The sequence below is a fragment of the Spirosoma fluviale genome (genome assembly GCF_900230225.1).
Lineage (GTDB): Bacteria > Bacteroidota > Bacteroidia > Cytophagales > Spirosomataceae > Spirosoma > Spirosoma fluviale.
This window is the reverse complement of the sequence record NZ_OCNH01000001.1, coordinates 1,033,461-1,047,703: the sequence shown is the minus strand read 5'-3', so window position 1 is coordinate 1,047,703 and position 14,243 is coordinate 1,033,461. Positions and strand designations below refer to the sequence as shown.

Genomic DNA, 14,243 nt, shown 5'->3' with positions numbered 1-14,243 from the left:
CAGTACATACCCCTTAATAACCAAACATCTAAACCTATGAAAACCCAACGCGACCCTTATCTGTGGAAACAAGCGAAAGCCCGTGTCGGTTTTCGGATTCACCTACAGGCCTATCTGGTTATCAACGGCGGGCTTTGGCTCATCTGGGCATTCAGTAATTTTGTTATCAATGCCACAATGATTTACTCGAACACCCTGTTTCCCTGGCCCATTTTTCCAATGCTGGGCTGGGGCATCGGGCTGGCAACCCACTATTTCACCACCTTCCGAACCAACGAACGGGACATGATTGAACGGGAATACCAGAAGCTGGTAAGGATGTAGGATATATATGATGTAGGATATATGATATATGCCAGACGTTATATCATATATCCTACATCATATATATCCTATATCAATCTTCACACGGCTACCGGTGCTTTGATGGCGGGGTGGGGATTGTAATTTTCGAGAGTGAAGTCGGCGTAGGTGAAGTCGAATACAGAACGAATATCGGGGTTTAGGCGCATGGTTGGCAGCGGCCGGAAGTCACGGGCGAGTTGGGTTTCTACCTGTTCCAGATGGTTCAGATACAGGTGGGTATCGCCCCCCGTCCAGATGAACTCGTGCGCTTCCAGGCCGCACTCCTGCGCGATCATCATCGTGAGCAGTGCATAGCTGGCAATATTAAAAGGAACCCCTAAAAATACATCGGCGCTCCGCTGGTAAAGTTGACAGGAGAGCTTGTTATCGGCCACATAAAACTGCATCAACAGGTGACAGGGCGGCAAGGCCATGCTCGGCACATCGGCGGGATTCCAGGCCGAAATAATGATCCGACGCGAATCGGGTGTGTTTTTGATCTGACGTAAAACACCCTGCAACTGGTCGATCACCTGCCCCTGAGGCCCCGCCCAACTGCGCCATTGTTTGCCATATACCGGCCCCAGATCGCCGTTTTCGTCGGCCCATTCATCCCAGATCGAAACACCATTGTCTTTCAGGTACTTGATGTTGGTATCGCCTTTAATGAACCACAGCAGTTCGTGGATGATTGACTTCGTATGGACTTTCTTGGTAGTCAGCAATGGGAACCCATCCTGTAGGTTAAAGCGCATCTGGTAGCCAAACACGCTGATGGTGCCCGTTCCGGTTCGGTCAGTTTTGCGTGTTCCGTTAGCCAGAATGTGGCGAAGCAGGTCGTGATATTGTTGCATAGATATTAAGAGTGGGCATGCTGACTCACTGCTGGCTTAGTTTTTTTGGGCAGTGCTTTGTTTTGTTCAGTGCTGACAGCAAAAATGAAGGCATACACAAATAAGATAAACGACATAACGAGTATAAGGCTCACATAGCCCAGCAAATAAGCGCTTACAGAACGCAGCACAATACTCAATGGTCTTAGTTTACCTTTAAAGAGTTGTGTATGGGCGAAGGCATTATAGGCTAACGGTATTAGCATACTAACGCTCATAATGCTTGTCAATATGGTAGCCGAGTCGCCCAGTACCCAAAAAGCAAGAAGCATGACCAGGGAGAAAAACAGGCCAAAATTGGCCATAAACGTTTGAGCAACCAACATTTCGGGGTAGTTATATCCGCTGCGCTGAAACAGCCGCCTGCACCAGAAGGCGATGAATGGCACCATTACCAGGTCACCAAACTGTTGATTCTCGTCGAGAACCTGAAAGTATTTAGTTAGAATTTCATTTACCTGAGCTGGCGAATCAGCTTTAGGCTTGGGATAACTGTATACCTCCTGGCTTGCTTTTAAAAGGTCGACGTGCAGTACTTGCGACACAAACACATAAATAGCGCCCAGTAGCAGCAGTAAGGCCAAGGGCCGGTAATGATTGATCCGCTTACCTGCCAGAAACTCGCGGATAGTATAACCCGGCCGAACGAAGAGTTCGCGTAGAGTAAAGAGGATTCCCCGGTCTATGCCCCAAAGGCTCTGCGAAATCTCATGCCAGAGGTAGTACCAGTTGATTCGATGCGTATCAGCCTGTTGGCCGCACTGTTTACAATACTGCCCAGTGACTGGGTGTTCACAATTTAGACACGTTGTCAGCTCATCGCTTGGGTGTGCGTTCGAATCAGCAATAGGGCTAGAAGTCATCAGTATGTCCGGGTTTTTTCAAAAATAATCATGATGTGAACACGAAACGGCGCTAATTCAAAAAAATGCGATTCAGCTTCGTAAAAAAGACCTCGCGCTAATCGTTTATCAGATTAGCGCGAGGTCTTTGGCAGAGTAGTCAAGCGGTTTTACGCCTGCGCTTTTTTCATGCAGCAGGCGTGCGTCGTGCCTTTGTCACAGGAGGTTTTCTCGCAGTTTTCCGTTTTAGCTTTTTTCGCTTTCTTCTCTTTGCGGATTTCACCGGCAAATGATACTGTAGCAAGGGTAGTCAGCAGGGCAAGACCCAGAATGGCTTTTTTCATGGCACGTGCAGTGATTAAGGTTCTTGACGCATTAATGCGCTTCGACCGAATCTATGCAAAAACTTTGCCACTTATGAAACAAACCTATAAGGTTTCGAAACCTTATAGGTTTACTTACGCCTGTATCTCAAACGAATAAGTAATATCAGCTGATGGGCGAAACTGGGCCGTTGCCGAGCAATATTTATCCATCGACAGGTCAATCGCGCGCTTTACTTTATCGGGATTCAACTGCCCTTTGAGCAGGTACGTGATGTGAATCTTTTTGAAAGGAGCTGGCACCGCATCTTTCTCCCGTAGACCATCCACCTTCAGCCGAAAATCTTCGATGACCTGTTTCTGCTTTTTAAGGATCAGGATCACGTCGATCGCCGAGCAACCGGCCAGACCCATCAATAACATTTCCATGGGACGAGCCCCTGCATTATGCCCACCAATATCAGTGGCAGCATCAATGTGCTGGGCTACGCCCGATTTACCAATTGCTTCAAAATGAAACCCATCGTCGACGCGTACCAGTTCGACCTGCATGGTATTAAATTCCTGAGTGGTCTCAACCGGTTGTGTATCAAGCATTGTCTTTTTTGCGTTTAAAGTAAAGAATTCGTATTTTCACCTGCCCAAATGGCAGAAAACCATGTCCGAGAAATTCACAGACGACCTTTTCGACCTTAAAAACGACCGGCGGTTAAGCATCTACCTGTATCGGGCAGGATTTGCAGCCTGGCTGCTGTACATCGTATCCGGGGCAACGTTCATGCAGTCTGTGCGTATGTACCGAACAGATTTCGGGGTGTTCTCGTTCTTTTTAATGGTCATGGGCTTATCAGCTTCCATGATTTATGATTATTACCATCACCCGGTGGAGTTTGCCCAAAAGAAAAAATGGCTGGCATTCAGCTATGTAGTATTGGCCGGACTGGTTTACTTTCTTATTCTGCATAACAAGCCCGTCTCTGTGCCGGCTTTCTTCGGACAGGGTCTGTTCTAATTCCTCTTAATATTTCTTCTGTCAGCAGATGCTTACAGGCCTGTCCCTATTTGTCTGAATAAACATTTTCGGGCACGCTGTACAGTAGCGTTTTTGTTTCTCGCTCTTTCTGGTTTTAAGATTATTCTTCGATAAGCTAGTACCAATCGAAAAACGGAAAAGCCCCCATTCAATGCTGATTAATGACGCCTTACAACCTGCCGACCTTTCCGCTAAACTTGACCGCTTCTGGACACTCTCCGGCCAGAAAATACAACTTATTGACAACGAGTACGATGTAAGTAAAGGGTCTCCCGTTTTTACCGTACAGGGGAAATACACCACGCGGGGCTGGACCGAATGGACGCAGGGTTTTCAGTTCGGGTCGGCGATTTTGCAGTTCGACGCCACCAACGAAATAGAATTTCTGGAAGCAGGACGCCAGAAGACGCTGGCTGTCATGGCCCCTCACATCAGCCATATCGGCGTACACGATCACGGATTCAACAATGTCAGCACCTACGGCAACCTGCTCCGATTGATGCGGGAGGGACGAATCGAGTTCAATGAGTGGGAAAAGAATCTATACGAACTCGCCCTCAAAATTTCCGGTGCCGTACAGGCCAGCCGCTGGACATCCATCAAAAGCGACCCGGATGGCGCAGCAGGCTTCATTAGCTCGTTCAACGGCCCTCATTCGCTTTTTGTCGACACCATTCGTTCGTGCAGGGCGCTGGTCCTGAGCCATTCGCTGGGCCATGTTTTTCAGGGCGAAGGTGATGTAAAAATCAACCTGCTCGACCGGGCACTTCAGCACATTAAAGCCACCGCCGACTACGCCGTTTTTTATGGTGAAGGGCGTGATTCGTACGACATCTGGGGCCGCACGGCGCACGAAAGCGTGTTTAACGTGCGAGACGGCAACTTCCGCTGCCCCAATTCACAGCAGGGTTATTCGGGATTTACCACCTGGACACGCGGCCTGGCCTGGGCCATGTGCGGCTTCCCCGAACAACTGGAATGGCTCGAAACCCGCGACGATGCCGAACTGGATGCCTTTGGCGGACGGACTCGCATTGAAGCCTACATGCTGAAAGCGGCCACCGCTACCTGCGACTTCTACATCGACCATACGCCAACCGATGGCATCCCCTATTGGGACACCGGAGCACCCAACTTACACCGCCTGGGCGACTACCTCAACCGCCCCGCCGACCCGTATAATGACTTCGAACCGGTAGACAGCTCGGCCGCTGCCATTGGCGCACAAGGGCTGTTAAGATTGGGGAAATACCTGACCAGCAAAGGAAATACAGCCGGCCAGCGATACTATCAGGCGGGCCTGACGGTGCTCAATACCCTGTTTGACGAACCGTATCTGAGTACCGATCCCACACATCAGGGCTTACTACTTCATTCGATTTACCATCAGCCAAACGGCTGGGATTATGTGCCCGTTGGCAGTAAAATTGCCAATGGCGAGTCGAGCATGTGGGGCGATTACCACGCCCGCGAAGTAGCCCTGTACCTGCAACGCATTATCCGTAATGAACCGTACTACACATTCTTCAATGGGATCGCCGAATTGAAGAATACAGAACTGTCTCTACCGCAATGAGTGAGAAATACAAACCCGCCTATCCCCGCATGGCGCAGTTAAAGACGACTGCTGACCTGCGAAACTACCTGACAAAAAACGACATCGACCTGCCGTTCGACGATACCTTACTACCCCCAGCCGAAAGCCCGTTCAACCGTACGATTCCACTTAAATCGGGCAAGACCATCGGCAATAGCCTGTGTATTTTACCCATGGAAGGTTGGGATGGTACGCTGGATGGTCGACCGACCGATTTCACCCGAAACCGCTGGAAGAAATTCGCCATCAGTGGCGCTAAATTATTGTTTGGCTGTGAGGCAGTAGCCGTCTGCCATTCGGGCAAGGCCAACCCGAACCAGTTGGTCATGAACGACGAAACGTTCCCCGACTTTGTCGAACTGCGGCAACTGCTTCTTACTGAACATACCGCAGCGTTCGGACAAACGGACGATTTGGTGATTGGTCTTCAGCTAACACATTCGGGACGTTTTTGCAAACCGAAGAGTCATAAGGCGTTTGAATCCAAAATCCTCTACAGCCACCCGTTTCTGAATGGCAAGTTTGGCATGGCAGCCGATTACCCGACACTCACGGATGAGGAAATAGACCGGATTATTGAGCAATACGTCGAAGCGGCTGTATTGGCGCAAAAAGCCGGATACGACTTTGTCGATATAAAACACTGCCACGGCTACCTGGGCCACGAATTCCTCAGCGCGGTTAGTCGCGAGGGGCGTTATGGGGGGTCTTTTGAGAACCGTACGCGTTATTTGCGGAATATCGTTGCGGGTATTCATGAAGCCGCTCCGGGGCTGGGCATTGGCATTCGCCTGAGTGCTTTTGACATGTTGCCGTTCAAAAAAGGACCGGCGGGGGCGGGTATTCCTGAATCCAGTGAGCAGTACCCATTTGCCTTTGGCGGGAAAGAGAATGGTGTAGAGCTTGACCTGACGGAGACCAAAGCGTTTCTCTCGCTGGCCGAATCGCTCGGTATTCAACTGGTGTGCATTACGGGGGGCAGTCCCTATTACAACCCCCACCTGATGCGTCCGGCCCTGTTTCCGCCTTCGGACGGTTACCTGCCACCGGAAGACCCCCTGCTGGGTGTAAAGCGGCAAATCGACGTAACAAGCGAACTAAAACAGGCATTTCCCGACCTGGTATTTATTGGCTCGGGCTATTCGTATTTGCAGGAGTGGCTGCCTAATGTCGCGCAGCGGGTGTTGCAAGATGGCATGGCTGATAGCGTTGGCTTCGGGCGTATGGTCCTCTCCTACCCGACCATGCCCGCCGATATGTTAGCGGGCCGGTCACTGGTGCGTAACTTCATCTGCCGCACCTTCTCGGACTGTACCACGGCTCCCCGCAATGGTCTGATTTCGGGTTGCTATCCGCTGGACACGCTGTACAAGAAAAGTCCCGAAGCCGAGCAACTGAAAGCCATCAAAGAAAGCCTGTAACGATGAAACGTCGCCCGGTAGCATGTATTACAGGTGGTAGCCGAGGAATTGGCTACGGCATCGCCGAGCAGTTGGCCGATGCCGGATTCGACCTGGCCATCAACGGCGTTCGGCCGGAAGACGCCGTACAGGAGGCTTTGGACGCATTACGAAGCCGGGGCAGTGATGTACTTTATTGTCCCGGTGATATTGCCTCTCGCGAGGCCCGCGCAGACATGATGGCCTCGATCAATGCTCATTTTGGCCGACTGAACGTGCTCGTCAACAATGCGGGCGTAGCGCCCAAAGAACGGCGGGATATTCTGGAAGCAACCGAAGAAAGTTTTCAGTACGTGCTGTCAACGAACTTGCAGGGGGCTTACTTCCTGACGCAGGCAGCCGCCAACTGGATGATTGCCCAGCGTGCCGAACAGGCTGATTTCTGGGGATGTATCATCAACGTGTCGTCCGTTTCGGCCACGGTGGCGTCGGTGAATCGGGGCGAATATTGCGTGGCCAAAGCGGGACTGAGCATGGCAACCCAGCTCTTTGCCGCCCGCCTTGGCGAGTATGACATTCCGGTTTATGAAGTCCGGCCGGGTGTTATCAAAACAGATATGACAGCTGGGGTAACCGCAAAATACGACGCGCTGATCGACAGCGGATTGACCGTGCAAAAACGCTGGGGATTGCCCAACGATGTAGGTCGCGCCGTTGCGTCCCTCGCCAAAGGTGATTTTCCGTACTCGACCGGTCAGGTTATTCTGGTCGATGGGGGTCTGACGATACCAAGACTATAACTTGTTTGTATGCATAGGCTAGCGACAAATTAGTGATGAGGTTACTAGCTGGAAGTCTCAAAAAGATCTCCGTGAACCTCTCCTTAGTCCCTGAATCCGCTTCGGCGGCCCGGTCTGTGAAATAACCTTTCCTAAACCTGTTAAAAATCATGAATGAAAAACAAGTTTCCCGGCGGTTCGTCCTCAAGGCAGGGGCGGTCAGTTCGCTGGCGGCAATTGGTATGCCTACGTTTGTTCCGGCGAGAGCTTTCGGAGCCAATGACCGCGTCCGTGTAGGCGTCATTGGCATCAATGGACGTGGTAAAGACCATATTCAGGGTTTTTCGCGCCTGAAAGATGTAGAAGTTGCTACACTTTGTGATGTCGATAGCACCGTACTCCAGAACGGCGCGGCTGACTTCGAAAAGAAGTACAACAGAAAAGTGAAGACCATGGCCGACCTCCGCCAGGTCTATGACGACAAGGACATTGATGTCGTGAGCATTGCCACCCCCAACCACTGGCACGCGCTGGCGGCTATCTGGGCGTGTCAGGCCGGTAAGGATGTGTACGTCGAGAAACCCGGTGCGCACAACCTTCGCGAGGGGCGCAAACTAGTCGAAGCGGCCCATCATTATAACCGAATCGTGCAGCATGGCGTGCAACTTCGGAGCTCTGTGGCCATTCAGGAAGCCATCAAACACCTGCGCGACGGCCTTATTGGGAATGTATATATGGCTCGCGGGCTCGTATTCAAGTGGCGTCCGGACATCGGCAATCAGGGACCGTCGGCCGCTCCTGCCGAGCTAAACTGGAACATGTGGCAAGGCCCGGCACAGGCAAAGGAGTTCAGCAAAAACTACGTCCACTACAACTGGCACTGGTTCTGGGATTATGGCAATGGCGACATTGGCAACCAGGGTATCCACGAAACCGATCTGTGCATGTGGGGTCTGGACGTAGGTCTTCCCGAAGAGATTACCTCATCGGGCGGTAAATTCCTTTGGAAAGACTGCAAGGAAACGCCCGAAACCCTTACTTCGGTGTACAAATACCCATCGTCGGGCAAGGTTATTCAATTTGAAGTTCGCCCGTGGATGACTAATAAAGAAGACGGTGTCGAAATCGGCAACATCTTCTACGGTGACAAGGGATACATGGTTATCAATGGCTATTCGGACTACAAAACGTATCTTGGGAAAGAGCGGGCACCCGGCCCGGCCCGCAACGAAGGGGGCGACCACTACCTGAACTTCATTGAAGCCGTTCGGGCGCGGGACACAAAAAAGCAGAACGGACCGGTAGAAACGGCGCACCTTGCCTCAGGCATTGCGCACCTCGGCAACATCGCTTACCGTCTGGGCCGTACCCTGCATTTCGACCCAAAAACCGAAGTGTTTGTGGGCGACAAGGAAGCCAACCAAATGCTAACCCGCAAATACCGCGCGCCGTTTGTGGTACCCGAGAAGGTATAACACCGACTGGGGTGTGTGTTGCGGAAGGTTCGCGATACACACCCCAGTGAAGTAAACGTTTAGCCTTTACAGATTCCGAATGTACTTCTGCCCGCCCAGATACCGCATTTGCCGGGCAATCTGTCGCGTCCGGCGCTGAATGTAATTGGATGGCTTTCTGATGGAGAATAACCGGGGATTAGGCAATACGGCCGCAATTCGGGCAGCTTCATCACGAGAAAGCGATGCCGCCGAATGTCCGTAATACCGTTGCGACGCAGCTTCGACACCAAAGGTCATTGGTCCGGTTTCGGCTACGTTCAGATAGACCTCAAGAATTCGTTTCTTACCCCAAATCAGCTCAATCAACGCGGTGAAATAGACTTCCAGTCCTTTTCGGATGTAGCTGCGCCCATTCCAGAGAAATACGTTCTTGGCTACCTGCTGCGAGATAGTGCTGGCCCCGCGTGGCCGCTTGCGGGTTTGGTTTTCCTTGATCGCATCCTGAATCTCGTCGAAGTCAAACCCCCAGTGCGTCGGAAAATTCTGGTCTTCTGACGACACGACGGCCAGAGCAGCCTCCTTACTGATCTTATCATAAGACCGCCATTTCTTATACACATGACTGCTCTCATCGGTACCGAACGTGTCGACCCAGCGGGTTACGATTAACGGCGTTATCCAGACGGGTACATACTTCAAAGCAATTACATAGGCGAATGAGCCAAAGAAAAGCCAGAGAAACGTCTTTAGAAGAGTCCAGTAAACCCGCTCCAGCAATGGCCGTTCGCGAATGAACCGGCGAACTTTTGCCAACTTTCCCGAAGCACTTTTCTCTGCCGATGAAGCACGCCCGGATGACGCAGGACGCTGAGCAGACGCATTTCCCGTTTTCGGGCGAGGCCCTTGCTGGGGAGGTGTACGGAAGGTATTGGCAGGACGTTGCGGATTCATACGTGTGAGGGCATACCGCGAAAATAATAGTAAGGCGGCTGTAATCCCGCGCTTTCCGGAGAATAAACGTCAATTTTGACGAAAAAGCGATTTACGCGTCCACGAATAGGGAAGCGGCTACCCGGTCGGCAAAGAGTTTACCGGCCGGAGTCAGCAACAGTGTATCATTTTGACGAACAAGCCAACCAGTTTTGTACATGGCGTCCAGATCACGGGCCTGAATAGCAGAGAAATCACCCGACAGCAAGGTATCAAGTTCTGTTATAGAGCACCCCCACTGCGTTCTCAAACCGGTAAGCAGGTACTCATTGACCTGATCCGCTACGGTCAGTTCCTCCAGAGTTGCAGCTAACTCTCCTTGTTTTATGGCAGCTATGTAACGGGCGTTATTAGCCAGATTGTACTGCCGCGAAGGGCCATTGTAAGAATGAGCACTCGGCCCGATGCCCAGATAAGGCCGCCGTTGCCAGTAAGCCGTGTTATGCCGGGCGTAGTGACCATCCCGCGCAAAGTTCGAGATTTCATAATGTGCGTAGCCCGCCGTTGTCAGGGCACTTGTTAGCTCTTCAAACTGCCCGGCGGCAATTTCCTCATCGGCAGGTGGCAGTTTCCCTTTTTTCTGCCAGCGTCCAAAAGCGGTATCGGGTTCAATGGTCAGGGCATAGGCTGAGAGGTGAGGGACGTTGAGAGCCAGCATCTTTTGCAGATCAAGCCGCCATGCCTGGTCATCTCTGTTTGGAATTCCGTAAATCAGGTCAACACTCATGTTCTCAAACCCCGCTTGCCGGGCCAGTCCAACGCAGGTTTCCGCTTCCGTTGCGGTATGCGCACGATTCATCCAGCGGAGCGTGGTTTCGTCGAACGTTTGAATGCCGATACTGAGCCGGTTGACGTATCGGCGCAGCATCTGAAGCTTCGCCAACGTAAGATCATCGGGGTTCGCTTCGAGGGTAATTTCGGCGGTTGGCGAAACCGGAAAATGAGTATGAATGGCCGAAAAAATCTGCGCTAACTCAGCTTCTGTTAATAAAGAAGGCGTACCTCCACCAAAATAAATCGTTTCCAACGGCTGATTAGGCAGGTAGCTTTTTTGCAGGGCAATTTCCGTACAAAGTGCATCGACCAGGGCTGACTTCTGCCCCAGACTGGTACTAAAATGAAAGTCGCAGTAATGGCAGGCCTGTTTGCAGAACGGTATGTGAAGATAAAGATGCATCTGGCCTTATGACAACAAAGCCGGGGCTTGGGTTCCGCTTACAGCCGCTTCTCCAGAACAATAGTAAGACCATGTTTACCCTGCAAGGTACCGGTAATATCGAAGCCGTGCCGGAGGTTAAGGATGAGCATCGATCGCCACTGGTTATAGGTTTGCGTGCGTATGGTTTGGTAACCCTGTTGCTGGCACCAGCCGTGTTGCCAACGCATCAGTTCGGTGGCGATGCCGTGGCTCCGGAAGTCGGGATGAACACCGCCGAGCCAACTGTAGTTGTGGCCGGGCTTACGTTCATAACCTAATTTGCAACCAATCACCTGACCATCAGCCAAGGCGAGTATGGCTTGCAAACCGGTTCGGGAATATTGGTAAGTTAATTCTGACTGTACTTCACTAGAAGATTGATAGGAAAACAGACCGGCGAGCAACGCAAGTAATGACGTCAGATGGGGTTCTGACGGTAACTCCTGATAATGTACATAACTCAGTTCCATCCGACGAGGATGGCGAAAAAGGGTTGCCAGAGCAAAAAGTAAATCCCTATCAATCCGGGCACTTCTTACAGCGTTTGCCTTTTTTATATTTCTTGCAACATTTCTTCAGGACACACTCCTGACCCAGAAACGGATTCGTCTGAATGAGCGTCTTTGCGTTGGCAGACAATTCAGTATACTCAGCTAAATTTAATTCGGCAGTCATTCGTACACGTTGATTAACTCAACAAAAGTACGCTTGTTTAGATTTATTACAAATTAAAATAGTGTATAAATTTCAATTTGACTGGAACACGGATTGAACGGATACTGCGGATTAGAACGGATCTTATCGTTATCAATCCGTTGTATCCGTTCAATTCGTGTTCCAGTCAAATTTACAGATGAATTTCCCCGGTCAGATACAGTTGAACCTGCCCGGCAATGTCCACTCGGGCTGGTGTTTCGCCGTTGTCATTCAGTTTGCAGCGCAGATAGCCGCCCCGTTTGGAAAGCTGCCGGGCGGTGAGTTCGGTTTTGCCGAGTCTTTCGGCCCAATAAGGCACCAGCGTTGTGTGGGCTGAACCAGTTACCGGATCTTCATCGATACCAGATTGCGGCCCGAAGAACCGGGATACAAAATCAACGGCATCGCCTTCCGCATTACCCGGAGCCGTCACGATGACTCCCCGTGCAGGGACACTGCTCATTTCCCGAAAATCGGGCGTCAAGGCTTCAATCTGCGCCTGAGTCTCGTAAACAAGCATGTAATCGGTTTTACCCTTGAAGATAGCCACCGGTTTCTCGCCCATGCTAGTAATTAAAGCGGGAGGTTGCACATTCGCTTTTTGCACCACATCGGCCGGGAAATCGAGCGTTAGCCAGGCATTTTCACCCCGACAGACTTTCAGCTGACCACTCCGGGAATTAAAATAGATCTGGTCTGTTTCCAGCCCTTTATTTTCCAGAAAAAACACAACATAGCCGGTGGCCAGCGTCGCATGGCCGCACAAGTCAACTTCCACAGTGGGCGTAAACCACCGGATATGATAGGTATCTTCCTGATCTGTTTTCACATAAAAAGCCGTCTCGGCAAGGTTATTCTCGGCGGCAATGTGTTGCATTTGTTCATCGGATAGCCATTCATTAAGCGGAACGACAGCCGCCGGATTACCGGCAAACAGCCTATCGGTAAAGGCATCGAGTTGATAAATTTTCATACAGTTTATAGGGTGCATCAAGCACGGTTTAGGAAACTTGGAAAGCTTATTCGTTGACCAGGAATGTCTCAAACAGATCGGCAGAAAACGCCGTCAGGGAAGGTATGATCCGGTCGGCAATGGCAAATTTCGGATCATCGTACTCGAATGCTGCGGGTACGGCCACGGTACGCATACCGGCCGCATAGGCTGACTTCAGGCCGTTTCCGGAATCTTCAAACGTAATACAAGTAGCAGGCAACACATCCAACTTTCGGGCGGTGCCCAGGTATACGTCTGGTGCTGGCTTGTTCCGGGCCTCCAGCGTAGCCGAGTGCCATAACGTCAATAAATGTCGAATTCCCAGCCGATTAACCACAACTTCAATCAAACTCATAGGCGACGCGGAGGCAATGGCGGTTGGGATTCCCCGATCGGCAAAAAACTGGAGTGCTTCAATAGCGCCGGGCATGGGTTCGGCCAGGGTGGCAATTCGTTCGTGAACACCATCGGTAATGGCGTCGGCCAGATCCTGGTGCGTCCGTCCGGCTGCGGCCTCTTCGGTCCAGGGGGCACGGGCGAACCAGTAGTGTATAACGTCCGGAATGGGCAGACCCGTCGTTTGTTTGCATTCGTCGTCGGTCAGATATAAGCCCACTGTGGCAAAAACGACCCGTTCCATAGCACGCCAGTGGGGCTCAGAGTCCACCAGCAGCCCATCCATATCAAATATTGCTGCGTTTATCAAAATTCGTACTGTATTATCTAAGGTTTCCTCTTATTATAATCAACGGGCACGCTCTGTTTGTTTTGAACGAGCCGTATCATTGACTTCGAGGGTATCATCATCAACAATGGTTGTATCGACGGGAACCGTCGCTGTATTAGTGTCTGTGTTGTGCCCACAGGCCAACAAAGTCCCCAGGAACATAAGGAGAACAGCACCAACGAAAAAACTGGATCGCGGTTCGGATGCGCTTATTTTTATAGAAAAAAATGGCTTCGGGTCACACATCTGCCTGACGGAAAGGTTTCACATCCACTTTCTCCCAAACCCCCTGCACGATATAAGGATCGGTTTTGAGGTACTCCTGAAGTTGGGCATCGGCATCGAAGTCCAGGACGAGCATCGACCCGATCATTGTTTCTTCAGGATTAAGGAGTGCCCCACCCAGTATAAACTGGCCTTTTTCTTTTAGTTGACGGACGTAGGCAAAGTGGTCGGGGCGGGCAACCATCCGGCGGGCGAGGGCGTCGGGATCGGTATGGTCGTAAGCGTGTATAACGTACTTCATTTAGTGGATTGCTGGTTCATTAAGCAAGATACCACCTTTCAGAGTCCAGCCAATACTAACTAACCGGATTTTGAGCAAAATAAGCGATGGTTTGTTCATAGAAAGCCCGGGAATCCTCAAGCAGCAATTCTGCCTCTGCTTCACTCAGAAAAGCCTCCATATCATAGTCTGCAGATTGACAAGCGGCAAAACTATTACCAACAATCTTACTGGCCTGTACATCGAATCGACCCGTTTTAACAAAGAATTCGCTGAATTTGGCTCTGGCAGCCTGATGTTTTTTTGTCGCTATCCCTTCCGTAGCCAGCAAGGCACATATGCAGTAAAATATCGCATAATAAGCTCTGTTCGCCAACGCTGAAATGCGTCCGTCCGTCCTGATGTAAATAATTAGCATCGTCAAGGGCATCTTTAGCATGTTCGAGAAACCGGCCTACCTGTTC

17 protein-coding genes are annotated in these 14,243 nt (G+C 51.0%); 6 read left to right on the top strand and 11 right to left on the bottom strand.

The features are described 5' to 3' along the window. Positions 1-36 precede the first annotated feature (36 nt). Complete coding sequence (locus tag CRO74_RS04390) at positions 37-324, top strand: 2TM domain-containing protein (RefSeq protein ID WP_097124783.1); 288 nt, start codon at positions 37-39, stop codon at positions 322-324. An 80-nt stretch (positions 325-404) separates the two neighbouring features. Here the strand turns inward: CRO74_RS04390 and CRO74_RS04385 are convergent, their stop codons facing one another. The 4 genes from CRO74_RS04385 to CRO74_RS04375 all read right to left on the bottom strand — a co-directional run bounded on the left by CRO74_RS04385 (position 405) and on the right by CRO74_RS04375 (position 3,000). After that, positions 405-1,199, bottom strand: coding sequence for a thymidylate synthase (locus tag CRO74_RS04385; RefSeq protein WP_097124782.1), 795 nt, complete (start codon positions 1,197-1,199; stop codon positions 405-407). 5 nt (positions 1,200-1,204) lie between these two features. Continuing rightward, positions 1,205-2,101, bottom strand: coding sequence for a DUF3667 domain-containing protein (locus tag CRO74_RS04380; protein ID WP_097124781.1), 897 nt, complete (start codon positions 2,099-2,101; stop codon positions 1,205-1,207). 149 nt (positions 2,102-2,250) lie between these two features. Further along, positions 2,251-2,424, bottom strand: coding sequence for a hypothetical protein (locus CRO74_RS31455; protein ID WP_179830117.1), 174 nt, complete (start codon positions 2,422-2,424; stop codon positions 2,251-2,253). A gap of 114 nt (positions 2,425-2,538) precedes the next feature. Further along, positions 2,539-3,000: an OsmC family protein gene (locus CRO74_RS04375; protein WP_097124780.1), complete on the bottom strand. Its 462-nt coding sequence runs from the start codon at positions 2,998-3,000 to the stop codon at positions 2,539-2,541. Positions 3,001-3,061: 61 nt separating this feature from the next. Here CRO74_RS04375 and CRO74_RS04370 point away from each other — a divergent pair, with 61 nt between their 5' ends. From CRO74_RS04370 to CRO74_RS04350, 5 genes are all read left to right on the top strand, one after another. Then, complete coding sequence (locus tag CRO74_RS04370) at positions 3,062-3,415, top strand: hypothetical protein (protein WP_097126009.1); 354 nt, start codon at positions 3,062-3,064, stop codon at positions 3,413-3,415. A 172-nt stretch (positions 3,416-3,587) separates the two neighbouring features. Next, positions 3,588-5,012, top strand: a complete 1,425-nt coding sequence (locus CRO74_RS04365) for a glycosyl hydrolase (RefSeq protein ID WP_097124779.1) — start codon at positions 3,588-3,590, stop codon at positions 5,010-5,012. Next, a complete protein-coding gene (locus CRO74_RS04360; RefSeq protein ID WP_097124778.1) occupies positions 5,009-6,454 on the top strand; it encodes an oxidoreductase in 1,446 nt (481 codons plus the stop codon). The genes CRO74_RS04365 and CRO74_RS04360 overlap by 4 nt, the downstream gene beginning before the upstream one ends. Positions 6,455-6,456: 2 nt before the next feature. Continuing rightward, positions 6,457-7,233, top strand: a complete 777-nt coding sequence (locus CRO74_RS04355; RefSeq protein ID WP_097124777.1) for a 3-ketoacyl-ACP reductase — start codon at positions 6,457-6,459, stop codon at positions 7,231-7,233. A gap of 149 nt (positions 7,234-7,382) precedes the next feature. Further along, the gene (locus tag CRO74_RS04350) at positions 7,383-8,687 is read left to right on the top strand and encodes a Gfo/Idh/MocA family protein (protein ID WP_097124776.1); all 1,305 of its coding nucleotides are present in this window, start codon (positions 7,383-7,385) and stop codon (positions 8,685-8,687) included. A gap of 66 nt (positions 8,688-8,753) precedes the next feature. Here the strand turns inward: CRO74_RS04350 and mtgA are convergent, their stop codons facing one another. From mtgA to CRO74_RS04315, 7 genes are all read right to left on the bottom strand, one after another. Then, a complete protein-coding gene (mtgA, locus tag CRO74_RS04345) occupies positions 8,754-9,620 on the bottom strand; it encodes a monofunctional biosynthetic peptidoglycan transglycosylase (protein ID WP_097124775.1) in 867 nt (288 codons plus the stop codon). A gap of 91 nt (positions 9,621-9,711) precedes the next feature. Then, entirely contained in the window at positions 9,712-10,836 is a 1,125-nt protein-coding gene (gene hemW / locus CRO74_RS04340; protein WP_097124774.1) for a radical SAM family heme chaperone HemW, read from the bottom strand. Between the two features lie 38 nt (positions 10,837-10,874). Then, positions 10,875-11,327 (bottom strand): GNAT family N-acetyltransferase, encoded by a 453-nt coding sequence (locus tag CRO74_RS04335; RefSeq protein ID WP_097124773.1) that lies wholly within the window; start codon positions 11,325-11,327, stop codon positions 10,875-10,877. Positions 11,328-11,704: 377 nt separating this feature from the next. Then, positions 11,705-12,526: a PhzF family protein gene (locus CRO74_RS04330; RefSeq protein WP_097124772.1), complete on the bottom strand. Its 822-nt coding sequence runs from the start codon at positions 12,524-12,526 to the stop codon at positions 11,705-11,707. A 46-nt stretch (positions 12,527-12,572) separates the two neighbouring features. Next, the gene (gene hxpB, locus CRO74_RS04325) at positions 12,573-13,253 is read right to left on the bottom strand and encodes a hexitol phosphatase HxpB (RefSeq protein ID WP_097124771.1); all 681 of its coding nucleotides are present in this window, start codon (positions 13,251-13,253) and stop codon (positions 12,573-12,575) included. Between the two features lie 259 nt (positions 13,254-13,512). Further along, positions 13,513-13,800 (bottom strand): YciI family protein, encoded by a 288-nt coding sequence (locus CRO74_RS04320; RefSeq protein ID WP_097124770.1) that lies wholly within the window; start codon positions 13,798-13,800, stop codon positions 13,513-13,515. A gap of 55 nt (positions 13,801-13,855) precedes the next feature. Further along, complete coding sequence (locus CRO74_RS04315; RefSeq protein ID WP_245877754.1) at positions 13,856-14,218, bottom strand: HEPN domain-containing protein; 363 nt, start codon at positions 14,216-14,218, stop codon at positions 13,856-13,858. Positions 14,219-14,243: the final 25 nt, after the last annotated feature.